The sequence below is a fragment of the Telluria sp. Soil_C_11 genome, assembly GCF_057657395.1.
Genome location: NZ_JBDGIN010000001.1, coordinates 80,235 through 104,197 on the forward strand (window position 1 = coordinate 80,235; position 23,963 = coordinate 104,197).

Annotated in this window: 18 protein-coding genes; 4 read left to right on the top strand and 14 right to left on the bottom strand. The window is 64.9% G+C overall.

Translation table 11 applies throughout. The annotated features are described in order from the left end of the window. The first annotated feature begins 3 nt into the window (after positions 1-3). The 3 genes from AC3A6M_RS00385 to AC3A6M_RS00395 all read left to right on the top strand — a co-directional run bounded on the left by AC3A6M_RS00385 (position 4) and on the right by AC3A6M_RS00395 (position 3,146). A complete protein-coding gene (locus AC3A6M_RS00385; protein WP_487850777.1) occupies positions 4-471 on the top strand; it encodes a flagella synthesis protein FlgN in 468 nt (155 codons plus the stop codon). Positions 472-788: 317 nt separating this feature from the next. After that, a complete protein-coding gene (locus AC3A6M_RS00390) occupies positions 789-1,883 on the top strand; it encodes a M35 family metalloendopeptidase (RefSeq protein ID WP_487850778.1) in 1,095 nt (364 codons plus the stop codon). Between the two features lie 189 nt (positions 1,884-2,072). Next, on the top strand, positions 2,073-3,146 hold the full coding sequence (locus tag AC3A6M_RS00395) for a M35 family metalloendopeptidase (protein WP_487850779.1): 1,074 nt from the start codon (positions 2,073-2,075) through the stop codon (positions 3,144-3,146). A gap of 87 nt (positions 3,147-3,233) precedes the next feature. Here the strand turns inward: AC3A6M_RS00395 and AC3A6M_RS00400 are convergent, their stop codons facing one another. From AC3A6M_RS00400 to flhB, 9 genes are all read right to left on the bottom strand, one after another. Further along, positions 3,234-3,725 carry a hypothetical protein gene (locus AC3A6M_RS00400; RefSeq protein WP_487850780.1) on the bottom strand — a complete coding sequence of 164 codons (492 nt, stop codon included), beginning with the start codon at positions 3,723-3,725 and terminating at the stop codon, positions 3,234-3,236. Beyond that, on the bottom strand, positions 3,718-7,071 hold the full coding sequence (locus tag AC3A6M_RS00405) for a CheR family methyltransferase (RefSeq protein WP_487850781.1): 3,354 nt from the start codon (positions 7,069-7,071) through the stop codon (positions 3,718-3,720). Before AC3A6M_RS00405 ends, AC3A6M_RS00400 begins: the two co-directional genes overlap by 8 nt. 69 nt (positions 7,072-7,140) lie before the next feature. Further along, positions 7,141-7,881: a flagellar motor protein MotD gene (gene motD / locus AC3A6M_RS00410; protein ID WP_487850782.1), complete on the bottom strand. Its 741-nt coding sequence runs from the start codon at positions 7,879-7,881 to the stop codon at positions 7,141-7,143. Between the two features lie 12 nt (positions 7,882-7,893). Further along, on the bottom strand, positions 7,894-8,637 hold the full coding sequence (locus tag AC3A6M_RS00415; protein ID WP_487850783.1) for a flagellar motor protein: 744 nt from the start codon (positions 8,635-8,637) through the stop codon (positions 7,894-7,896). Continuing rightward, positions 8,628-9,356: an RNA polymerase sigma factor FliA gene (locus AC3A6M_RS00420; protein WP_487850784.1), complete on the bottom strand. Its 729-nt coding sequence runs from the start codon at positions 9,354-9,356 to the stop codon at positions 8,628-8,630. The genes AC3A6M_RS00415 and AC3A6M_RS00420 overlap by 10 nt, the downstream gene beginning before the upstream one ends. A gap of 31 nt (positions 9,357-9,387) precedes the next feature. Beyond that, complete coding sequence (locus AC3A6M_RS00425) at positions 9,388-10,182, bottom strand: MinD/ParA family ATP-binding protein (RefSeq protein ID WP_487850785.1); 795 nt, start codon at positions 10,180-10,182, stop codon at positions 9,388-9,390. Then, positions 10,175-11,602 carry a flagellar biosynthesis GTPase FlhF gene (flhF, locus tag AC3A6M_RS00430; protein WP_487850786.1) on the bottom strand — a complete coding sequence of 476 codons (1,428 nt, stop codon included), beginning with the start codon at positions 11,600-11,602 and terminating at the stop codon, positions 10,175-10,177. Before flhF ends, AC3A6M_RS00425 begins: the two co-directional genes overlap by 8 nt. 210 nt (positions 11,603-11,812) lie before the next feature. Next, positions 11,813-13,948, bottom strand: coding sequence for a flagellar biosynthesis protein FlhA (gene flhA, locus AC3A6M_RS00435; RefSeq protein ID WP_487850787.1), 2,136 nt, complete (start codon positions 13,946-13,948; stop codon positions 11,813-11,815). Then, entirely contained in the window at positions 13,945-15,099 is a 1,155-nt protein-coding gene (gene flhB / locus AC3A6M_RS00440) for a flagellar biosynthesis protein FlhB (protein ID WP_487850788.1), read from the bottom strand. Before flhB ends, flhA begins: the two co-directional genes overlap by 4 nt. Positions 15,100-15,500: 401 nt before the next feature. Here flhB and AC3A6M_RS00445 point away from each other — a divergent pair, with 401 nt between their 5' ends. After that, a complete protein-coding gene (locus AC3A6M_RS00445; protein WP_487850789.1) occupies positions 15,501-16,064 on the top strand; it encodes a hypothetical protein in 564 nt (187 codons plus the stop codon). A gap of 8 nt (positions 16,065-16,072) precedes the next feature. On the opposite strand, the gene AC3A6M_RS00450 is transcribed toward AC3A6M_RS00445, so the two are convergent. The 5 genes from AC3A6M_RS00450 to AC3A6M_RS00470 form a co-directional block, all read right to left on the bottom strand. Continuing rightward, entirely contained in the window at positions 16,073-17,428 is a 1,356-nt protein-coding gene (locus AC3A6M_RS00450; RefSeq protein ID WP_487850790.1) for a capsule polysaccharide biogenesis protein, read from the bottom strand. Between the two features lie 255 nt (positions 17,429-17,683). Further along, positions 17,684-19,765 carry a capsule polysaccharide biogenesis protein gene (locus tag AC3A6M_RS00455; RefSeq protein ID WP_487850791.1) on the bottom strand — a complete coding sequence of 694 codons (2,082 nt, stop codon included), beginning with the start codon at positions 19,763-19,765 and terminating at the stop codon, positions 17,684-17,686. Then, the gene (locus AC3A6M_RS00460) at positions 19,762-20,799 is read right to left on the bottom strand and encodes a CgeB family protein (RefSeq protein ID WP_487850792.1); all 1,038 of its coding nucleotides are present in this window, start codon (positions 20,797-20,799) and stop codon (positions 19,762-19,764) included. The genes AC3A6M_RS00455 and AC3A6M_RS00460 overlap by 4 nt, the downstream gene beginning before the upstream one ends. A 60-nt stretch (positions 20,800-20,859) precedes the next feature. Beyond that, positions 20,860-22,707: a hypothetical protein gene (locus AC3A6M_RS00465; RefSeq protein ID WP_487850793.1), complete on the bottom strand. Its 1,848-nt coding sequence runs from the start codon at positions 22,705-22,707 to the stop codon at positions 20,860-20,862. Positions 22,708-22,795: 88 nt separating this feature from the next. Then, complete coding sequence (locus AC3A6M_RS00470) at positions 22,796-23,863, bottom strand: hypothetical protein (protein WP_487850794.1); 1,068 nt, start codon at positions 23,861-23,863, stop codon at positions 22,796-22,798. Positions 23,864-23,963: the final 100 nt, after the last annotated feature.

Here is a 23,963-nt window from a genome sequence, read left to right on the forward strand (position 1 = left end):
CACATGGCCATTGCATCCCCCGGCGCAACCCTGCGCGACGAACAGCAACTGATCGGCTCCATCGTGGAGCTGATGAAAACGGAACAGCAGTTCCTGGTCAGTGCGGATGCCGATGGTCTCTCCACCATCTCCCCGAAGAAACTGCAACTGGCCCAGAAAGCGGCCGAACTGTCGCGCCTGCGCCACAGGGCCCTCGGCGCCGCCGGCTTCCCCGCTGCGGAAAGCGGGATGGAGCCCTGGCTGGCGGTCGGCGGCAACGACGAGCTGCGCAGCCTGTGGAACCGCCTGCTGGAACTGTCGCGCGAAGCCAAGGAACTCAACCGCGTGAACGGCATGCTGGTCAACAAACAGCTGGCGCACACCCAGGGCATGCTGAACGCGCTGCGCCCCGCAGCGGCCGGCGCCGGCGTGTACGGGCCGGGCGGCCAGGCGATGCCGAGCGGGCCTTCGCGGCGTTTCCTGGTCGGCTGACTTTCCTTCCCGCGATATCTTTCCGCGTCGTTCCGGCGCACTTCCCTCGTTCGGGCGCACTCCCCTCGTCGTCCCGCGCACTTCCCTCGTCGTCCCGCGCACTTCCCTCGTCGTTCCCGCGCACTTCCCTCGTCGTTCCCGCGCACTTCCCTCGTCGTTCCCGCGCAGGCGGGAACCCAAGTTTCCCCGGACGCCCTCGACGGCCGTCTTCGGCGCGTCGGTGACTGGAAGCAGCCGTGTGGCCCTTGCGACACGGCAATACCCTTCCCTCCAAGCCTTGCTACAACCGGAGCCTTGTACAAGCATGGGAGGAAGACATGGACTGGAAACCGATCATGGGAGCGGCGTTCGCCGCGGGCGCACTGGCCGCTCCGGATACCGTCATGGCCGCCGCCGCGGGCGCGGTCACGGTCAAGGTCACGCCGGAACGCCAGAGCCTGGCGAAAAGCGATAACGTGGTGGTGAACGTCACCGTCACGAATGCGACCGCGGCCACCCAATACCTGTTGAAGTGGCAGACGCCGTTCGGCGCCATCGAGGCGCCGCTGTTCGAGATCACGCGCGACGGCCTGCCGGTGCGCTACCTGGGCGTGCAGGTCAAGCGCCCTGCCCCTTCCGCCGCCGACTACCTCATTCTCAGGCCGGGCGCCTCGCGCAGCGTGCGGATCGAGCTGTCCGCGCTGTACGACATGGCCGTCACCGGCGCCTACAGCGTGCGCTGGCGCGATGGCGCGACGCAGCTGTTCAGCCGTCCCGGCATGGCCCACACCGTGGCCGATGCATCCGCGCTGCCGGCGCGCGCCACCGCCCTGCCCGATCCGGTCCCGGCCGCGGTCTGGATCGACGGCCGCCTGCCGCGCGGCGCGCTGGACACCGGCACCCCGGCGCCGGAGGGCGCGGGCCTGTCCTTCAGCCGCTGCTCGAACGCCCAGCAAGAGACGATTGCCGGCGCCGTGCAGGCCGCGCAGGGGATCGCGCAGGACGCCGATCTCTACCTGCAGCGCACGGCCCTGGGCGCGCGCTACACCAGCTGGTTCGGCGCCATCGACGCCGAGCGCCCGGTCGCCGCGCTACGCCACTTCCAGGCGATCAGGGACGCTTTCGCGAACAAGCCGGTGACGGTCGACTGCGGCTGCAACGCGTCGTACTACGCCTACGTCTATCCGGACCAGCCGTACAAGATCCATGTGTGCAAGGCCTTCTGGAGCGCGCCGCTGACCGGCACCGACTCCAAGGGCGGCACGCTGGTGCACGAGATGAGCCATTTCACCGTGGTGGCCGGCACCGACGACTGGGCCTATGGGCAATCGGCGGCCGGGCAGCTGGCGGCAAGCGATCCGGCCAGGGCGCTCGACAATGCCGATTCGCACGAATATTTCGGTGAAAACACGCCTCACCTCGACCTTCGTTGACCCTGCCTAACATGAGCTTGTTAAATTTTCCAGCGCACGATTGAATCGTTTGAGGGTCATCAATCGTATATACAACACTGCTGGAATTCGTTTGCGTGTGCTCATAAATTCCGCGAGGATGAGTAGCGGGCTCTGCCCGTCACGACAAACGCTGCCATGCAGCGGATAACGAACCTTACGGAGAAACATATGAGCAGGAATATGTTGAAATGGGCCGTCGGCGCCGCCGTGCTGGCCATGTCCTTCGCCGCCCAGGCGGGCAACAACGGCGTCGCCGTCTCGGTCGCGCCCGAGAAAGCATCGCTGGGCAAGAAGGACGACGTAGTGGTCAAGGTCACCTTCACCAACACCTCGGGCAGCCCGCAGTACGTGCTGAAATCGCACACGCCGTTCGAGGAGGTCGAGGCCCCGCTGTTCGAAATCACGCGTGACGGCAAGCCGGTGCGCTACCTGGGCGCGATCGCCAAGCGTCCGGCGCCCACCGCGTCCGACTATTTCCTGCTCAAGCCCGGCGCTTCCTACAGCGTCAGGGTCGAGCTGTCGTCCCTGTACGACATGGCCACCACCGGCGACTATGCGATCCGCTACCACGCCGTCTCGCCCCAGCTGTTCGCCAACGGCCATGAGGTGGGCGAGCTGAAGTCGCAGGCCGCCACGGTCTGGATCGACGGACTGCGCCCGCGCGGCTCGAGCGATGAAACCAAGACCCTGGCCGAGATGAAGGCCCAGGCCAATCCGGTGCCGGCTGCCGGCGGTGCTCTCTCCTTCAACAGGTGCACGACCTCCCAGCAGGCCGACATCACCTCGGCCGTGTCGGCCGCGCTGTCGATGGCAAGCGACGGCGACGCCTACATGGCCAGGGGAACGATGGGCACGCGCTACACGAAGTGGTTCGGCGTGGTCGACACCGGCCGGGTCGCCACCATCAAATCGCATTTCGCGGCGCTCAAGGACGCCTTCGCGACCAAGCCGATCACGGTGGACTGCGGCTGCAAGAAGACTTACTACGCCTACGTCTATCCGACCCAGCCCTACACGATCTACGTCTGCAAGGCCTTCTGGAGCGCGCCGATGACGGGCACCGACTCCAAGGGCGGCACCCTCGTGCACGAGATGAGCCACTTCAACGTGGTGGCCAGCACCGACGACTGGGTCTACGGCCAGTCGGGCGCGGCCAGCCTGGCGATCAGCGATCCGAACAAGGCCATCGACAACGCCGACTCGCACGAATATTTTGGCGAGAATACGCCGGCGCTGCAGTAAGCTCCCGTCGCCCCCGCGCAGGCGGGGGCCCAGGGTCGTCGCAACTCGCAGAACCTGGCTTCCCGCCCGCGCGGGAACGGCGGAAGATCACCGTTCCGTGTGGCTGAACATGACCGGATCCGTCCGGATACCGGCCGCCGACCCGAGCTGGCGCACATCCGCCAGCGCCTCGCCTTCGTAGCGGATCACATAGGTGTGCATGCCCGGCCTGAAGGCGTAGGCGTGCGTGATGTCGATGGTGTGCGTGTGCGCGGAGTGCGGCGCCAGCTCGACGTAATCGTCCAGCTCCAGGGGCCCGCGCTTGACCATGCGCCCGGTGTACGGCACTTCGGCATCGCCGGGATGCCCGCGCAGGTCGAACAGGCGGCGCGTGAGCCCGGTATCGGAAGCGATCTCCCGCGGCAGCCCGATCCGGCGCTCGCCGCGGTTCTCGATCCTGAAAGTCACCAGCACCTTGTCATGCCTGGCGTCGACGCTCAGGCTCGCATGCACATTCATCGCTTCTCCTTTATCGGTGCCGGCGGCGCCGGCGGCGCCCCCTGCCAGCAGCATCGCACATATCGTCGTTCGTCTATTCATTGGCGTCCTCCGCCACGTTCACGCCGATCCACTTGCGCACCGTGCCGTCGAGATTAAACAGCGGCAGGGCGCGCACCCGGCAGCGGCGCCACCCGCCGGCGGGAATATGCAGGCGGTAGGCGATCTCGATCGTACCGCGCCTTGCCACCGCGCCACGCCATTCCCGTAATACCCTGTCGCGGTCGTCCGGATGGAGGGCATCGATCCAGCCTTCGCCCATCCACTCCTCGACCCGCTGGCCGGTGCAGGCGCGCCAGCTCGGCGAGTCTGTCACGACCCGGCCTCCGGGATCGGTCTCCCACACTGCCAGGACCACACCGCCGAGCAGGTCGCGCAGCAGGGCCTCGTTCTCGCGCAGCGCCTCTTCGGTGCGCTTCAGGGCATCGATGTCGTTGATGACCACCGCCACCTCGCCGGTGGCGCGGCCCTGGTCGTCGATGATCGCGGCCGCGGCGACCTGGGTCCAGATCTCGCACCCGTCGTCCTGCCGGTACAGCATTTCGATGCCGGGCACCACCCGCTCGCCGCGCAGCGCGCGGGAGCCGGGGAAGTCATCGTGGCCGACCGGGCTCCCATCGGCATGCCAGGCGCGCCAGCGCATCGACCGGCCCTGGTCGCGCGAAGGCATCAGGCCGGTCGGCAGGTAACGGTGCATGATGCGGTTCGCCATCAGCACCGCGCCGCCGCTCGCGTACACGCCGACGCCGACCGGCAGGCTCTCGAACATCGTATGCAGCCGGGCCGCACTCTCGCGGATCAGCTCTTCGTCGCGCTTGCGCTGGGTGATGTCGAAGAACGTCAGCACCACGCCGTCGATGCGGTGTTCCGTGGTGCGGTAGGGGTGCATGCGCACGATGTAATCACGCCCATCCTTGCTGCGCACTTCCCGCTCCAGCGCCTGCAGCGTGGCGAAGACCTCGGCCGCGTCCTCGGCCAGGCGCGGATAGTCCAGCCGGGTGGTGATGTGCAGCAGCGGGCGGCCGAGATCCGCCGGGATCACGTTGAAGAATTCGGCGATGCGCGGGGTGTAGCGCAGGATCCGCATGTCGCGGTCGAGGAAGATGGTGGCGACGTCGCTCGAGACGACCAGGTTGACCAGGTCGTCGTGCGCCTTGGCGGTGTCGCTGGCCCGCCGCTGCAGTTCCAGGTTGGCGGCGGCCAGCTCCTGGTTCGCCGACAGCAAATCCGCGCGGCTGCGTTCCAGCCCGGACACGGAAGCGCGCAGCTCCTCGACCGTGGCCTGCATCTCTTCGCTGTACAGCCGCATCTCGTTGCTGGCCGTTTCGGCCTGCTCGACGGTCTCGCGCAGCTGCCTGCGGGTACGGTGCAATTCTTCGTCGAGCTGGCCCAGCAAGGCCTGCTCCCGCGGCGCGGCCGGCGCCTGCGCCGCCTGCGGTCCGGCGTCCGGCAGTGCGACGAAGCGGACCAGCATCAGTCCGTCTTCGGCGTGCGGATCCTGGAACGGCAGCACCTGCAGGTCGAGCGCGTGGACATGTCCCGCCCGCTCGTAGCGCAGCGGCCCGGTGCCGGCCTGGCGTCCGCTCTTGCGGGCCTGGAACAAGGCCACCCGCAAGGCCAGCTGCAATTCCGGCGGCACCAGCCTGACCAGTTCCCGGGTCGGCTCGCCGCCGGCCTGGCGCAGGAAGCCCGCCGCCTGTTCCGAGATGTGCAGGATGTCGCCGTCCGCATTCAGCAGGATGCTGGGCGGGGCCAGCTCGGCCGCCTTGTGCAGGTGGATATCGGCGAACGAGAACAGCCGCCCGCGCCGCATGGAGGACGAAGCAGGATCGGCGCCAGCCTCGCGCGCGGCCGCCGTCGCGGGCGCCGCGAGCGCGACATGGACGCTCGCCGGCGCGGCCGGCGCATGGACCGGCCGCGCGACCCGCCTGGCCTGGTAGATCTTCTGCGCCGCATCGACCGGCACGAACAGGTCGGTGGCTGCCTCGACCGACTCGGCGCTGCCCAGCATCAGGTAGCCGCCCGGGTTGAGCCCGAAGTGGAACTGCTGCAGCAGGTGCCGGTGCATCTCGCGGTTCAGGTAGATCAGGAAGTTACGGCAGCAGATCAGGTCGAGCCGCGAAAACGCCGGCTCGTGCAGCAGGTTGTGGCGGGCAAACAGGACCCGGTCGCGCAGGGGCTTGCGCACTTTGAAGTGGTCACCGTCGCGGATGAACCAGCGCTGCAGCTGGGCCTCGGGAACGGAATCGGCGATCGTGTCCGGATACAGGCCTGCCCGCGCGACCTCGATCGCATGTTCGTCGATGTCCGAGGCGAACACCTGCCAGTCGCGGCCCGCGCCACCGCCCTCCGCGTGGCGCGCGGCCTGGCCGGCCAGCAGCATGGCCACCGTATAGGCCTCCTCGCCGGTGGAACAGGCGGCCACCCAGGCGCGCAGCGGGCCGTCGCCCGAGCGGAACAGCCCCGGCAACACCATGCGCTCGAGCGCCTCGAAGGCTTCGCGGTCGCGGTAGAAGCTGGTCACGCCGATGAGGAGATCCTTCAGCAGCGCATGCGCCTCGGCGGAATCCTTCTGCAGCACCCGGTAATAACTGGCCAGGTCGGGCATTCCGCGCACCTGCACGCGCCGCTCCAGGCGGCGCAGCAAGGTCGGGCGCCGGTAATGCGTGAAGTCGTGCCCGGTGCGCTCGTGCAGGACCTCCAGCACGTCGCGCAGGGCGACCTCCGGGCGCGGCCCCATGTCGAGCGGGACCTCGTCGAGCCGGTGGCCGGCGCTGGCCTTGCGCCTGATCGCGCACAGGACGTCGCGCAGCTCGACCAGCTTGCGCGGTATCTCGCCGGCCGGGAGCACGAAGTCGGCCATGCCGGATTCGATCGCCGAGCGCGGCATGCCGCCGTGTTCCGCATCGGTCGGCAACTGCGCGATGGCCACGCCGCCCATCTCCTTGATGCAGGCAAGGCCGGCGGTGCCGTCCGACCCCATCCCGGACAGCACCACGCCGATCGCGTATTCCCGATGCGCCTCGGCCAGGGTGCGCAGGAAGATGTCGATCGCGACCGGACGGCCGGCGCTGCGGTCCAGGCGGTCGAGCACCAGTTCGCCATTGCGCATGGCCAGGCTGCGGTCGGGGGGAATCACGTAGACGTTGTCGGGCAGGACCGGCATGGTGTGGGTGACCTGCACCACCGGCATGTCGGTCGCGCTTTGCAGCAGCCGGTCGGCGCCGCTCGGTTCGTCCGCGGCCAGGTGCAGGATGACCACCAGCGCCATGCCGGGATGGGGCGGCATGTTCTGCAGCAGCGTCATCAGGGCCGGGTAGCCGCCGGCCGAGGCGCCGATGCCGACCACCGGAAACGGCACCCGGCTGGGCGGTTTGTCGATGTCCATGCCGAGACATTAACGCAAGCGGCGCGGCATCCGGCGCACAGCTCGTCCACTACGGTCAGGGGGAACGGATCAGTCGCTGCCTGTGCCCGACAGGATGGTGACGGCGACGCGCCGGTTGCGCGCGCGTCCGGCCGGATCGCCGTTCGAGGCGACCGGCTGGTTGGCGCCGCGACCCACCGCGGCCAGGCGCGGTTCAGCCACGCCGTTCTCGACGAACAGCCGCACCACGGTGCTGGCGCGCACCGCCGACAGTTCCCAGTTCGAGGGGAAGGCCGCGTTGCGGATCGGCGTGGTGTCGGTATGGCCCTCGACCTCGATCGCGTGCGGATCGTCCTTCAGCAGGCCGGCCACCGTGCGCAGGGTCTCGCGCGCATTGCCGACCAGGGCGGCGTCGCCCTCGTCGAACAGCACGCTGGCGTTGATCTCGACGGTGATGCCGCGCGCGGTCTGGGTGACGCGCACGCGGCCAGCGTTGATGAGCGGCGCCAGCACGCTATTGAGCTTGCGGGCCAGCAGGTCCAGGCGTTCGCGGTCGCGCTTCGCAGCCTCGGCGCGCCTGTGCGCGATGATGTTCGACAGCGGCAGCGCCTCGACCTCCACCGGGGCGTCGATCCGGCGGGCGGCGCCGCGGCCGCCGAAGGCGTCGCCGAGGGCATCGGACAGCACCTTGTACTTGCCGGTGTTGACCACCGAGACCGCGTACATGACGACGAAGAAGGCGAACAGCAGGGTGATGAAGTCGGCGTAGGAGATCAGCCAGCGCTCGTGGTTCTCGTGGGAGTCGTCGTCGAAGCGTTTGCGGCGCGCCATGGGAATGCCGGTTCAGTGAGGCGCCGCCAGGCAGGCGATGCGCTCCTCGAGCACCCGGGTATGGTCGCCGGTCGCGATGTCGTGGAACACGTCGGTCAGGATCTCGTACTGCAGCACGCGCTCGGCGACGATGCCCTTCAGCTTGTTCCCGACCGGATGGAACAGCAGGTTGGCCAGGCCCACGCCATACACCGTCGAGACGAAGGCGACCGCGATGCCGGCGCCCAGGCGCGACGGGTCGCTCAGGTTTTCCATCACGTGGATCAGGCCCAGCACGGCGCCGAGGATGCCGACCGTCGGCGCATAGCCGGCCGCCGCTTCCCAGATGCGGGCGGCCTGGCGCTCGCGCAGCTCGTAGGCGTTGATCTCGGTGTCGAGCAGGCTGCGCAGCTTGTCGGGATGGATGCCGTCGACCACCAGCCGCAAGCCCTTCTGGATGAAGGGATCGGCTTTCGTCATGTACTGTTCCAGCGAGAGCAGGCCGTCGCGGCGCGCCGACAGGCTCCACAAGTGGATCTCGCGCGCCAGCTGCTGGCGGCGGTCGGGCGGCGGCGCGAACACCCAGCGCAGCATGCGCAGGCCGCGGATGAAGGTGGATTTTTTCGTCTGCAGCAGCACCGCGCCGAAGGTGCCGACCACCACGATCGCGAACGCGGCCGGCTGCACCAGCGACGAGAATTTGCCGCCGTCGAGGGTGTGGCCGACCAGGATGCCGGCGATCGCCAGCAGCAGCCCGAGCAGGCTGGCTATGTCCACGCGCGCTCCCGCAAGAAGGTGCGCAGGCGTGCCACGGCCTGGCTGTGCAGCTGCGAGACGCGCGATTCGGACACGCCCATCACCGCGCCGATCTCCTTCAGGTTCAGCTCTTCCTCGTAATACAGGCCCATCAGCAGTTTTTCGCGCGGCGGCAAGGCGTCGATGGCATCGATCACGGCCTGGCGGAAGTCGGTCTCCATGAGCGCGCGCAGCGGGTCGTCGTCGTCGACGGCGTAGCGGTCGAGGAAGCTGTCGCTGCCGTCGCCATCGCCATCGTGATGGAAGTCTTCGTAGTAGACCAGCTGGTGCCCGCCCGACTCTCCCAGCAGGTCCTGGTAATCGGCCAGCGAGAGCTTGAGCGATTTCGCGACCTCGGATTCGCTGGGCGGACGGCCGAGCTGCTGCTGCAGCGTGGCCATCGCCTGCTCCACCTTGCGCATGTTCTGGCGGGTCGAGCGCGGCATCCAGTCGCTGCTGCGCAGCTCGTCGAGCATGGCGCCGCGGATCCGCAGCACCGCATAGGTCTCGAACTGGGCGCCGTGGTTTTCCTCGTAACGGCTGATCGCATCGAGCAGGCCGATCATGCCTGCCTGTACCAGGTCATCGACTTCGACGGACGGCGGCAGCTTCGCCTTCATCTGGTGGGCGAGACGCTTCACCAACGGCATGTGCTCCGTCAGCAAATGATTCTTGTCCGCTTTCCCTTTGACCGTGTACATTTTTTCGTTATTCGTGCTTATTGCAGCCTGATTATGCGGCCCGGCTCATGCCCGCCGCGAAACGTCCGGCCAGGCGACGGAATGCCACCGAGGCGCCCGCCAGCGGGAACGCATCGACCACGGCGCGGCCAAGACGCGCGGCGCGGTGCAGGTACTCGTCGGCCGGCACCGAGCCCATGGAGCTCAGCGTTACTGCAAGGTAACGTGTTGCCGCGGATGACATATTATCGTATACCACCTTTGCCTCGGCTTCGGTAGCGCCCGTGACAAGGACACCGAAGGGACGCCGGCCCAGATGCTGGGACAGGCGCTTGATCAATGCATAGGCATTGGTGATCGAGGCGGCGCCGGTCGAGACCTGCACCACGATCTCGGACGAGGCCATGACCGGCACCGGGAAGCTGCCGGCATCGGGAAACTCGCCGTCGACGATGACGATGCTGCCGGCCGACTGCTTGACCAGCACGTCGAAGGCCTTGGCCAGGCGGCGCGTTTCTTCGGCCGTGCAGCCGGGGCGCATCTTCACCACCGAAAAGCCCTGCGGCGCCGGATGGATCACCTGGTTCAGTGCGCACTCCTGGCGCGCCACCTGCAGCAGGCCCGGGCCGCGGTCCACGCCGAGGCGCTGGGCCACGCCGTAGTCGCGCTCGCAGGCGTCGACGATCAGCACGTCGTTGCCGGACTGCGCCAGCGAAGCGCCGAGGTTCACCAGCATGGCGCCCTTGTCGTCCTGCGCGGTCGCCGAGAGGAAGGTCACGATACGCGGTTTGGGGCCGGCCAGCATCCGGCGCAGGCCTTCGGCCTGGTCGAAGTCGAAACTAGCCAACGTACACCTCGCGCAGCGAACGGTCGTTGTTCAGGTTGCCGAGGCCGGCCATCATCAGCGGCAGGTCGGCGTCGCTCAACTGGGAAGCGGCATCCTTCTTGTTGCGGAAGGCGCGGTCGACCAGCATGGCGCGGTCGGCCAGGTGCAGGTCTTCCGGCACGCGCTGGCCGTTCGAGATGTAATACAGGTTCAGCTTCTGGCGCACCAGCACGTCCAGCACGTTGCCGATCGATGCCGCTTCGTCCAGCTTGGTCATGATGCAGCCGGCCAGGCCGGTGCCCTGGTAGGCGCGCACCACTTCGTTCAGGGTCTCGTTGGTCGAGGTCGCGTTCAGGCACAGCAGGCGCTGCACGTTGGCGCCGCTGTCCGTCAGCATGGCCACCTGCTCCGTCACCATCTGGTCGCGCTGCGACATGCCGATGGTGTCGATCAGCACGGTATGCTTGTTGCGCAGTTCCTTCAGGGCGATGCGCAGGTCGGCTTCGTCCTTCACCGAGTGCACCATCACGCCGAGGATCTTGCCGTAGATGCGCAGCTGCTCGTGGCCGCCGATACGGTAGGCGTCGGTGGTGATCAGGGCCAGCTTTTCCGGGCCGTGGCGCATCACGCAACGCGCGGCCAGCTTGGCGGTGGTGGTGGTCTTGCCGACGCCGGTCGGGCCGACCAGGGCGAACACGCCGCCGCGGTCGAGGATGGCGTCTTCGTCGGACATGGTGGTGATATTCCGCGCCAGCACGGTCTTGATCCAACGCATAGCCTCGGCGGCATCCTTGCCGGCCGGGAGCTTGTCGACGAGGTAGCGCGACAGGCTGGCCGAAAAGCCGGCCGCCAGCATCTCGCGCAGCACGGCGGCCTTCTGCGGTTCGCGCTGCTGGGTGCTGCCCCAGGACAGCTCGGCCAGCTGCGATTCCATCATGCCGCGCATCGCGCGCAGCTCGCTCATCATGCCCTGCATCTCGGCGGCGGCGGATTCCTTCGCCTGGGCGATCGCGGCCGACATCATGGCGGTCATCGCGGCCACGTCGAAAGATGGCGTTTCCGGCTGGGCGCGGCGGTTGGCGTAGGTGTGCGAACCGGAGAACGCCTGCGGCTCGTCGAGGTCGGGAAAGGACGGCATGGACGGGCGCGCCGCCGGGGCGTCGTAGGGGCGCGGCGCACCGGCAGCGTGCAGCGCACGGGCGGCCGGCGCGGCCGGGGCCGGCATCTCGTCCATGTGCTGCAGGTTCGGACGCGGCGCCGCCATGTCGGACTCGGGCGAGGGCGAGGCCAGCGACGCGACGTCGTCGTTGTCCAGCGCCAGGATCTCGACCACGCCATCCACCGGGCGGTTCGACAGGATGACCGCGTCCGGGCCCAGGGCATCGCGCACCTTGCGCAGGGCCTCACGGGAAGTCGGGGCTGTAAATTTCTTCACGTTCATCGTTGGTCTCCGCTCTTGCAGGCAGGTGTTACGTCAATCGGTCGCTATCGGTACGGCGGGCATATTGGCCCATTCACGGATAGGATTATTGACGATGCCGCAGGGAAACCATCGGAGGAACAGGACGGGGAAACCTGCTTATTTCCCCGAGGCAGGATATTTGGACCGCGTATGCCGTCACCACAGGCATATCCGGTCCACGGCGCGCGATCAGGCCGTGCCCACCAGGCTGGTCACGCGGATCGTCTTGGTTTCCGGGATTTCGGAGTGCGACAGCACCTTCAGCTGCGGCAGCGCGCGGCGCAGGAAGCGCGACAGCAGCGTGCGCAGCGGCCCCGGCACCAGCAGCACCGGCGTCAGGCCCATCGCCTCCTGCTGCTGGGCCGCGTTGGCGGCCTGCTGGACGATGGTGTCGGCCAGGCCCGGCTCGATGCCGGTGCCGTCGCCGCCGGCGTTCAGGGCCTGCACCAGCAGGCGCTCGAGGCGGTTGTCCAGGGTCATCACGGACAGCTCGTTCGTGCCCGGGAACAGCTGCTGCACGATGGCGCGGCCCAGCGCGATGCGCACCAGCGCCGTCAGGTCGTTCGGATCCTGGGTCGTCGCGCCATGCTCGGACAGGGTCTCGATGATGGTGCGCATGTCGCGGATGTGCACGCCTTCCTGCAGCAGGTTCTGCAGCACTTTCTGCAAGGTCGACAGCGACACGACTTTCGGCACCAGGTCTTCGACCAGCTTCGGCGCATCCTTCGCCAGGTGGTCCAGCAGCGCCTGCACTTCCATGCGGCCCAGCAGTTCCGAGGCGTGGGTGGTGATCAGGTGGTTCAGGTGGGTCGCGATCACGGTGCCGGCATCGACCACGGTATAGCCCATGCTCTGCGCCTCGTCCTTCAGGGCGGCGTCGATCCAGATCGCCGGCAGGCCGAAGGCAGGATCGGTGGTCACCAGGCCCGGCAGCGTGCCGCTGGCCATGCCCGGGTTGATCGCCAGGAACTGGCCGTTGATCGCCTCGCCGGTCCCCACCTCCACGCCTTTCAGCGTGATGCGGTAAGCCGAGGGCTTCAGCTCGAGGTTGTCGCGGATGTGCACCGGCGGCGCCAGGAAGCCGACTTCCTGGGCAAACTTCTTGCGGATACCCTTGATGCGCTTGAGCAGCTCGCCGGCCTGGCCCTTGTCGACCAGCGGGATCAGGCGGTAGCCCACTTCCAGGCCCAGGGTATCGACCGGCATGACATCCTGCCAGGTCGCTTCTTCCTGCTCGGCCGGCGTGGCGGCGGCGGCGGCCCCCGCGGCGCCCCCTGCCCCGCCGGCCTCGCCTGCCGCGCCCGCGCTTCCCGGCGCGCCCGCCGGCGGCGCATTCTTGTTGCGTTTCTCGATCAGCCAGCCGGTACCGAACAGGGCGCTGCCCAGCAGCAGGAACACGAGGTTCGGCATGCCCGGGATCATGCCCATGCCGCCGATGATGGCGCCGGTGATGTACATGACGATCGGGCGGGCGAACAGCTGGCCGATGACCTGGGCGCCGACGTCCTTGTCGCTGGCCACGCGCGACACCACCATGCCGGCCGCGATCGAGATGATCAGCGAGGGGATCTGCGCGACCAGGCCGTCGCCGATGGCCAGCAGCGTGTAGTTCTTGACCGCGTCGCTGAAGGCCATGTCGTGCTGGAGCATGCCGACGATCAGGCCGCCGATCACGTTGATCAGGGTGACCAGGATGCCGGCCACGGCATCGCCGTGCACGTACTTCGAAGCACCGTCCATCGCGCCGTAGAACTCGGCCTCCATCGCCACTTCCGAACGGCGCGCCTTGGCTTCCTGCTCGCCGATCAGGCCGGCGTTCAGGTCGGCGTCGATCGCCATCTGCTTGCCCGGCATCGCATCCAGGGCGAAACGCGCTCCCACTTCGGCGATACGTCCGGCGCCCTTGGTCACGACCATGAAGTTAATGATGGTCAGGATGATGAACACCACCAGGCCGACGGTGTAGTTGCCGCCGATGAGGAAGTGGCCGAAGGCTTCGATCACCTTGCCGGCCGCCGCGCCGCCGGTATGGCCCTCGGTCAGCACCACGCGGGTCGAGGCCACGTTCAGCGCCAGGCGCAGCATGGTGGTCACCAGCAGCACGGCCGGGAAGGCCATGAAGTCGAGCGGCTTGACCGTGTACAGCGCGGTCAGCAGCACGATGACCGACATCGCGATGTTAAAACTGAAGAACAGGTCCAGTGCGAACGCCGGCAGCGGCAGGATCATCATCGCCAGCAGCATGATGATGAGGATCGGCGCCGCCAGCGCGTTGCCGCGTCCCGCGATCGCCTGCGCCCAGGCCGGCAGTTTGAAACCGTTCATTGCGTCGTACCTTTATTGTTGAAAGGGTCCATCTCCGGCGGCACCGGCAGCTTGCCCGGGCGGTCCGGATAATGGTCGCTGGCGCCCTTGGTGTAGGCGCGCAGCTGGTAGACGTAGGCCAGCACTTCGGCCACCGCCGAGTACAGGGCTTCCGGGATCTCGTCGTCGATGTCGGTGTGCTTGTACAGCGCACGGGCCAGGGCCGGCGCTTCCAGCAGCGCGACCTTGTTTTCCTTTGCGATCTCGCGGATCCTGGCCGCGACTTCGTCGGTACCCTTGGCCACCACGCGCGGCGCGCCCTGCTTCCCGTCGGCGTACTTCAGCGCCACCGCGAAGTGGGTCGGGTTGGTCACGACCACGTCGGCGGTCGGGACGTTGCTCATCATGCGCTTGCGCGCCATCTCGCGCTGCAGCTGGCGGATCTTGCCCTTGATCTGCGGATTGCCGTCCGATTCCTTGGATTCCTGGATCACTTCCTGGCGCGTCATCTTGAGCTTGTTGGCGTAGTGCCATTTCTGGTATGGCCCGTCCAGCACGGCGATCGCGCCGAGCGAGCCGACCATGACCAGGAAGGCCTTGGCGACCAGGCCGGCCAGGTGCGAGGTGGCGGCGCCCAGCGGCTCGACCGCCAGGCCAATCACGGCATCCTTCTCGCTCAGCACCACATACCAGGCGACGGCGCCGACCAGCAGGGTCTTGGCAACCGCTTTCAGCAGTTCGATCAGGGCATTGGTCGAGACCATGTTGCCCAGTCCGTTCAGCGGGTTGAGCTTGCCGAAATTCGGCATGAAGGATTTGGCGCTGAAGTTCCAGCCGCCGATCAGTAGCGGCGAGACCACGGCGACCAGCATGATCGCGATCGCCAGCGGCAGGCAGGCCAGCATCACGCCGGCAATATCAGCGGCGATGCGCTCGAGCAGGACGTTCGGGTTGGCGATCTGTTCGCGGTCGAGCGACAGGCCGCGTTCCAGGGTGCTGGAGAGCTTGTTGATGACGCCGCCGCCCAGCATCCACAGGCCGGCGCCGGCCGTCATCAGGACGGTGAACGTCGCGACTTCGCGCGAACGGGGGATGTCGCCGTTCTCGCGCGCCTGCCTCAGCCGTTTGGCTGACGCCGGTTCTGTCTTTTCTGCGTTGCTGCTTTCCGCCATCCCGAGCTCCCGTAATCATCGCCCATCGAGGCGAGCCCACATTATCACTGGAGTTGCCCCACGGCCATACATGGAACAGGGGAGAAAAAACACCTCATATATGCGGCATGCCCAAGGCTTTAACTTGTCGCCGGACAGAGTGCCCCGGAAATGCTGCGATGCAAAATCAATAGAGTTGCGAAATTTTCTAGCAATCGTGTTACGCATTTTTCATACTAGGTCTACAATAAATACACCCGCAATGAAACCCGTGCTGGATAATTCAAGAGGGAAACATTGCTCGTGGGACTCCTGAAGAAATGTTCGTTCGACCGTTCGTTTTGCTTGCCGATGACTGACCTTGAATTCGGGAGATACCCATGTGCACGTCTACGACAGCACGTTTTTGCCGCACTGCAACATTGCTCTTGTTTACGCTGCCGGCCGCCTCATCCTGGGCCGACGACAACGCCGCTGCCGCCAGCGCCGCGCCGGAGGGCGATACGTTCACACGGTCATTGAAACTGGATGAGGACGCGCCGAAATCCTCGTACTGGGATGTCTACCTGTCCGGCTACGCCTACCACGACCGCGACACGTACTCGAAGGCGCAGCTGCGCAAGATGAACGAACTGACCTGGGGCGGCGGCCTCGGAAGAAGTTTCCGCAACGAGCGCGGCAATGAAGAAGGGGTGTACCTGATGGGCATCCGCGATTCGAACAACCGCCCGCAATGGATGGCTGGCTACCAGTACAAGTGGATGTTTCCCCTGAAGTCGCACGCGGGCGTGGAAGTGGGCGCCGGGCTGACTGCGCTGGTCATCCGCCGCCACGACTGGTATGACGGCCGGCCCTTCCCCGCAGTGCTGCCGATCGCGTCGATCGGCAACCGCGCGGCCCAGCTGGTCGCCACCTACGTGCCGCACCTGTCGGCGCGCAAGAAAAAAGGAAATATCCTCTCGCTAATGCTGAAGATTTCGATGTGAACAGCCGCTCAGATCGCAGCCTGGTTCAGCTTCCGCTTGCGTAAGTCGACTTTTGGAGACGGCACGAGCTTCAGTTCCAGCGGAGTCGACAGCTTTTCCTTGGCGCCCGGCGCGTCGGCGCCCAGCAGGGTCTGGAAATCGCGGCCATAGAATGCCCCGTTCAGCTGGGTCTGGCTGATCATATAAGCGCGGAAACGGCGCCACAGCTCGCGATCGAATGTCGGCGCGGCGGTCCAGAACTGTCCCAGCTCACCCTGGAAAGTCAGGCCTTCCATGTCGTACATTGCACGGCCCATCACCTTCAGCGGCTTGTAGTGGTACAGGGCGGATAGGCCGACGGTGCTGTTGATGGTGATCACGCCGCGCGCACGGCGCAGCAGCGTCGGCAGGTGCACGTCGTGCACATAATGCACGCGCCCGGTGACGCCAAGGTCGTCACACAGCTTGTCCACCAGCTTGCGGTAGTCGCGTTGGCCGCGGTCCATCGGATGGTGCTTCAACACCAGGTGATGGTCGTCGTGCGCACTGGCAGCGAACGATGCGACCACTTCGCGAATGAAGTCGCGCACGTCGGCGTACTGGCTGTGCGACCTGATCTGGCTATCGTTGTACACCTGCAGCGCCACCGCGAAATACTTGCCGTCGTGTTCGCGCAGGAGCTTTTCCATCACCGGCTTGTCGCGCCGGCGGTTCAGATGCTTGCGTACCCACGAGCGGCACCAGTTGCGCGCCTCGTAGCGTACCGACAGGATCTTGTGGTGCTCATAATTCGGATACAGCGGCTTGAGCGCCCGGCTGCCGGCATAGTAGAACATCGCTGCCCATGCCGCCCGGCCGAAGCGCGGATGGGCGGGCTGCGGCGGCTGGATGTCGACGTCCGGCAAGGCATGGTAGAACGCCGCGCTGCGCGGCATCGACGAATGGGCGTTTACGCCGCCGCATTCCAGCGTGATGTAATCCGGGCGTACATACCCTTCTTCGAACACGAAGAAGGGTATGCCGAGGGCGTCCGCCACCGGCTTGGCGGCCACATGGTAATGGCGGCAATCGCCGAAGCAGACCACGCCGTCGATATCGTTCTCGAGCAGGAAATCGCGCAGGAAGGACGGGAAGTCGGCTAGCTCGCCCTTGTAGTCGACAGCATCGAGCTTGCGGTGGAACAGCCAGTCGCCGCCGCTGAAGTTGATCTTCTTGACGGCCACGCCCTGCTCGTTCAGCCAGGCAGCCACCCGATTGAAGAACGTCCCCATCGGGCCCTGCAACATCAGGACCCGCGTGCACTGCAGGAGATTGTAATAGCCAGGGACGGTGTAGTCGCCGTTCCGGTAGCGCGCCAGTTGGCTGGCGTCGAGACGTGCATTCATGCCAGATTCGTAGGTGAACAGTGCCGGGATAACCAGGCATGATTATAAGCAACTGTTACCCTACGAAAAATTGCACATTGTCACAATCTTGAAAAAAAACCGCTGCGGCGCAACACTTGGTCGAGAGACGTATTTACCCCTTGTCTCCTCTTGTTTCCAGCTCAATAACTTTCTAGAAATAAAGTAAATACGAGATGAATGTTGCAATACAACATTTTATCAAAAGAAGTTCCAGAATTGACGAAGGCGCGGCGGCTACTTTCCACTCATTAATTCGATGAGCGCCTTGGTCTTGCGCAGCTTGCGCGCAACCCAGCCGGTGCCGTGGGAGGAAGCGGCGCCAGCCGCCTGTTCGACCAAAAAATGCATCACCTGCTCTGCCGAGGCGAAGCCGGGCGCACCCGGCAGCACGTAGCGCGGATAGGCCAGCATGACGGCAAACACCAGGGCGTCCAGGTCGACCTTGCGCTGCCGCACGGGCAATGGGAAATGATCGACGGTCAAGCCCCAGCCCGCATAGAACGGACCGCCATAGCAATGCACGGTGCGCCCGTGCAGCAGCGCTTCGAAGCCGGACAAGGAGGTCATCGTATGCACTTCGTCGGCGGCCAGGATGCAGTCGATGATGTTGGCATCGTTCACGCACTGGTCGGCCAGGACCGCCAGCTCCTCGGGCGGCACCGCTCCCTGGCGATTGCCGGCCACCACGTCCGGGTGCGCCTTGTAGAGAATGCAGGCGTCCGGATTGGCCGCGCGCACCGCGCGCAGCAGTTCCAGGTTGCTGCGGACCGCCGGCGAGCCGCGCCGGATCGAGGCATCGTCCTCGACCTGCCCCGGCACCAGCAGGACCTTGCGGCCGCGGCTGTCGACGTCCAGGGCCGAACGGCTCAGGTTGTACTTGCTCAGCTTGAGCTTGACGTAGTCGCGGCGAAGCCGCGCGGCGCGCGCCAGGTCGTCGGCGTCCAGCTGCTGGGTCGCGAGCATGCGCTCGAGCGCGCTGCCCGACGCCGGGTCGTAGTACATGCCGGACTGGTCCAGCACCAGCGACACTGGCCGGAACAGGTCGGACCCGAGCCCGACCGAGCGCAGGAAACCGTCTTCCATCCGCCATACGGGCAGGCCGCGCCGCTCGGCCACCGCGGTGACGCTGGCTTCATTCTTGATGCCCCACAGGACTACGCGGCTGTCCGGCTCCAGTGGACGCCGGTCCAGCGCCGCGGCCGAGCGGACGAAGCGCAGCTTCGCCGAAGCGCTGGTCAGGAAGGGACGCACGATGGCGCGCTTCCACATGCTCATGCCGACGCAGTACAGCGTCCCGCGGGTCTGGTCGTTCACGGCCTTGTTGCGGGCCAGCCAGTCGATCACGTCGAAGATCGCGCCCGGCCCGCCCGTCAACGGGTTGACGTAGCGCGAATACCGCAGGTAGGCGGCTTCGAACAACTGCTCGACCGTGCGCTCGACCGTACGCCGTGGGCGCAGGGTCTCCATGCCGCGGTTGCGGTCGTCGGTCAGGCCCCAGCCCGCGTACCACGGCAAGCCGAAGCAGGCCACCGGCTTGCCCAGCATGAGCGCCTCGAAACCCATCTGGGAGGTCACCACGTAGACCTTGTCGACCTGCTCCAGCAGCATCAGCGGCGAGATGTCCTCGGCCAGCAGGCGGATGCGCGGATCGGTGCCGGCCAGGGAGGGCGCGTTCAGGTAGCCCTGCTTCTTGCCGCTGACGACGTCCGGATGGGTCTTGATCCAGATTTCCGCATCCGGATTTTCCTCCAGCGCGGAGCGCAGCATGCCGGCGAACACATCTGCGTCGGCTCCGCCCAGGCGCACCGAGACGTCGCCCATGGTCTGGTCGATGACCAGCACCCGCGCGCGGCAGCCGTCCGCCCGCGGCGGCAGGCTGCGCTCGGGAGCGTGGTTGTATTTCGACAGGCGATGGCGGCGGATCAGTGCGATCGCCCTGCTTGCCTGCGCCTGCGCTTCCGGATCCGGCTCGAGCGCGGCGATCATGGCTTCCAGGCGCGACGGCCGGGTCGCATCGTAATAGATGCCGAGGTCGTCCACGACCAGCGACAAGGGCCGGTGGCCGTCGACGCCCAGGCCGCACGAGCGCAGGAACCCATCTTCCAGGCGCAGCAAGGGTTCCTCCGATCGGGCGGCGTACCAGGCGGTGCGGCGCGCGCTCGGCTTGGCGCCCCAGCACAGCCAGGCGCTTTTCTGGCTCGACCGCGAGGGCAACAACGACACCTTGACCGGCCGGCCGAGGAACTGCGCCAGGTAAGGCTGGCGCCACAAACCGTAATTCCAGACCGGAATGCGAACAGCGGAAACGGCCATCATCGTCCTGCCACGGCCAGGATTTCTTCGACACGGTGCGCCCAGGTGTGCTCGCGCAGGACGTACTCGGCGCCGGCGTGGGCGCGCTCGAGATCCTGCGCGTCCGGGCCATGCTTGAGCCGGGCGAACAGTTCACGCGCCTCGTCGGGAGTCCGGACCACATGGCAAAAATCTTCGAAGTAACGCGCCACCGCCGGACTCGGATTGGTCACGGCGATGCCGCCGCAGGCCAGGATTTCGACCAGCCGGCGCGAAAACATCGTTGCCGAATCTTCGATGGTGTTGACGTTCAACGACACCAGGTAATCCTTGTAGATCTGCGAGGTCTGCGCATGCGTGACCGCGGGCAGCACCTCGAGATTGCTCCGGTCCGGATAACGGTAATGCGCCGCCTTGCGGGCGGAATTGCGGTCCACGGCGGTCACACCCAGCCCGGTTTCCAGGGCCGCGTCGAAAAACATGTCCTGCCAGGTGCGGCGGCGGTCGTGGATGTGGCGGCTGTAGCTGCCCACGAAATTGCTGCGCATGTGCTTGAAATGGAAGCCCGAAAAGCTGTGCGTCACCGGCTGGACCGCGAACAGCAGCGTGTTCACGGTGACCTCGGGCCCGACCACGGCGCGGTAGCGCGGAAGGCAGTTTTCGTCGACCGTGAAGATATGGTCGAACAGGCGCGCGCTGTCGATGAAGCGCTCGAAATGCACGCCGTCTTCCTTGTTCCAGAATACCGTCGGAATACCGGCATCGCGCGCATGCGCGACCAGCGCGGCCAGGGCCGCATTGCTGCGCTTCGGATGATCCGGATAGGCGGCGATCTTGAACTTCCATGTTTCCGCATAGCCCTGCCAGGCCGATTCGACCAGCAGCAGGTCCGGCCGCCCGTATTTCAGGGCGAACTTGTAGTTGCGCGGCGTAATCGTGATGACGTCACATTCCGCATCCAGGCTGGACTGGGTCAAGGCGTCCGATACCAGGGCGATGCGTGGGCCGTTTGCATCCCCACGCCGCACCTTATTCAGCTGCTTTAACAGCCTCATCATCTTAACTGTTCCTTTGTTGCTGCGGCGTGCGGCGGCAGTCCGCATATCGCCAGATTGCGCTCAACGTATCTTGCGCAAGATTAGGAGGCTGTCGAAACTCCGATGAGAGCCATTGCTCGTGTAATCAATCAGCCCCGCTACGACGTAATCGCTCCCCTTGAATCCGCGCTTCACGTCGTCGATCGACAGGTCGACCGATTTGAAACGCTTGAGAAAATATTCAACCAGTCGCTCGTTGATGCTCCAGCCTCGCGGCAGTAATAGCGAAGTCAGGGACTGGAATATGACGATTAATTTCCCGTCCGGCTCTCGATTCAGCCTGCGCTTGAAATCGAATAACAAAAAGGAATTTTTGGGGATCGAGGAACGGAAGCCCTTCAGCTTTGCCGATAAAAAATCTTCAAGCCGACTGACACGCAGGTTATCGAAGACGATGGCATGGATCTGGCCTTCGGCAAAAGCCTGGCCGAAAGACTCCTGCCTGTCGATCCGATGACGAATGGTCTTCAACCCTGCATCGCCATCGTGCAGCCGCTGTAAGCCTGCCTCGACGGCCTGTGTCCGGTCGACCTCGCTTTCCAGAACAATGAGGTCGAGGTCGCCGGAAAGCGCGGCCTGTTTGACCGCCTTGCCCACCGCCAGCCTTGGCTTCTTTGGGGTTGACGGCTGTTCTTCCTGCCTGGCTTCAGCTTTGTCGGGCAGTGAGGAAAAGTACGAGCGCAGGTCAAAACCGCTTTGCGTGACCATGACAGATTCGGGGAAAAAGCCGATGCTTTTCTTGAACAGCCCCATCCCGCCGTTCATCCTGCTTGTATGGGGATACAAGTAGTTAATCGCACGAACCCACGGCTTGTTTTCGATGACCTCACGGACCATTTCGCTGAGCAATAGGTTCATGATCCCTTCCTGCAGGTGATCCGCATGCCCCAGGATATGGTCTACCTGCCCCAGTTCGCCATAAAAGAAAATCGTTGTGTAAGCGACGAGCCTGTCGTCCTTGAAGACTCCGAAAAATTCTTCACGATGCAGTTCGCAATCGTTGCGGAAAGCATCATCGATCATTTGCGTCGGGCGAACCTTGAAGTAGTCCGGTATGGATTTTCCTTGCCGCTCAGGGTCGGACGTGCGGATGGCAAGGACATCGTCCAGATACTGGTCGGGGTCGACTTTCCTGTATGCGTACCCCTGCCTCTGGGCCTTGCGGATCATGTTCCGGCCCTTGTCTCCGATGACGCTCATATAGGCTGCCAGCGTTTCGGGAATGCGGAGCATGGCAGGCTGGCCATGGTATAGCGTCACCGGCACCTGCACGCCGTCACCGACATTGAAAAGCCCATTGGTCCTGCCGACGTCATTGGCGGGATGACGCCGGGCCACTTCGTCCATAGTGCCATACCAATGCCGGCAGATCCCGTGGCAACGCGCAGTGCAGCCCTCCCTGCTCGTCTCGAGGTTGAGGCCGAGTACTTTGGAGTGGTCCGGCAATGCCGCATATCGCCGGAGATCGTTCACGGCGCGGGCCGTTTCCATTTCATACTCGGAATACAGCTCGGCTCCGCGTGCGTCGATCGTGATGTCGTCGAGGACGACAGGCGCCTGTGCGTTCCACAAACGAATCCCGATGCGTTTCAACGTAGCGCTCGGGAAGGAAATGGTTTGCTCGAATTCACCAGCCTCCGATGGTGGCCTCAGATACATATACGGACCGACCACGGATATGCCGATCCCATGTTCCGCCAGCGTCTCCAAGGCCGGACATTCTGCGAATTCGAAAACGAACAGGGCCGCACCTTTTGCCTGGCCGAGCCAGAAACGCGCTTTTGCCTTGACAGTAATTTCCTGGAGCTGCCCCTGCCGAATATCAATCCATACAGGTCGCTTGGTGATCGCCAGAGATCGTATTTGCATTATAAGATTTGGTATCGCAACTAAAATATCCTGTCATCAGGATACATTCATCCGTAGTCGGTCGTGAAGCCGATGGGGCCAGGCCAGGTCAGAGCATGGCAATAATTTTCTGGGCCATCTCGGGAGTCTCGGGAACGTGCCCGTCCTCATTCTTGTATACCCAGGCCTTGTGAATGCCCGTGGACGAGATGCCAGGCTGTACCGTACCGCCCAGCGATGTCCAGAAAGGCTTGAAGTGCACGTCGAAATGGTGAGCATCCAGTTCGTTTTGAATCAGGATTGCCCGCGACTGTCCGAATTGGGCCCACTGGACCTGCATATCGATGCGAGACGCGTATTGTGCACGGATTTGCTCTTCCGAGTCATCATCGAAGCAGAATTTCCGCACCAGGGCGACCTGCCTTGCTATTTGATACGACAAGGCATCGGTCTGGGCATTGATGGCTACTGCCGTCGATCCCGGGATACGCGATGCCAGTGCCAATGCCGCGAAGCCGCCGGCGGACGACCCCCAGATCGTGATTTTTTGGTTTGGTATGCCCTTGGCTTCGGCAAATCGCGTTATGAATGCGACCAGCTGATCGAGTGCGTGGTCGTTTTTTTTGCCGAGGCACCACCCAAGTCCCATATCCTTACTGAGTTCCAGGGTCGGGTCGGCGATGCAAAGCGTATGCCCAGGGAACGCCCCTTTCTTCGCCCAAGTCCAGCGGCTGAAGGAAGGGAGAACGATCTTGGAACGGTCCACCGCAGACGGCATCATGACGAACAACGCGTCATCCGAACCGGGGTAAAACAGGCAGGGAAAATTCCAGGTCTCGCCCTTCAGCAGGTAGGCCACTGCGTTCGGGTCGGCTTTCGGGAACTCTTCGGCAGTTACGGCCAGCGCATTCATGAAAATCGGCGCGGATTTCATGTTTTCCATCGAGCCGTCCTCGTATTTGACGAATGCAGTTACTCTGTAGTAACCGGGAAGGCCAGCCGTATCGTACTCAAACGTATCCTCTTTCGAATACCAACGCATATGAACGCGCTCGTCGTTGCGGTAGACATAAAACGCGTAATTCGGCGCGGGCTCCACAGGCACGGACAAGGAAGCACGGCATACCAGGTTCTGGCCTACCACCTCGGCAGACACGTCTTTCAGTTCCTTGTTCATTTATATGAAAATCTTTTTTGTTAAATCATTCAACCGATGCAAAGGAAAACGATCCACCAGGTTTCTGGCAGAGGCGCACAAGGAACTCGGTAAGGAATAG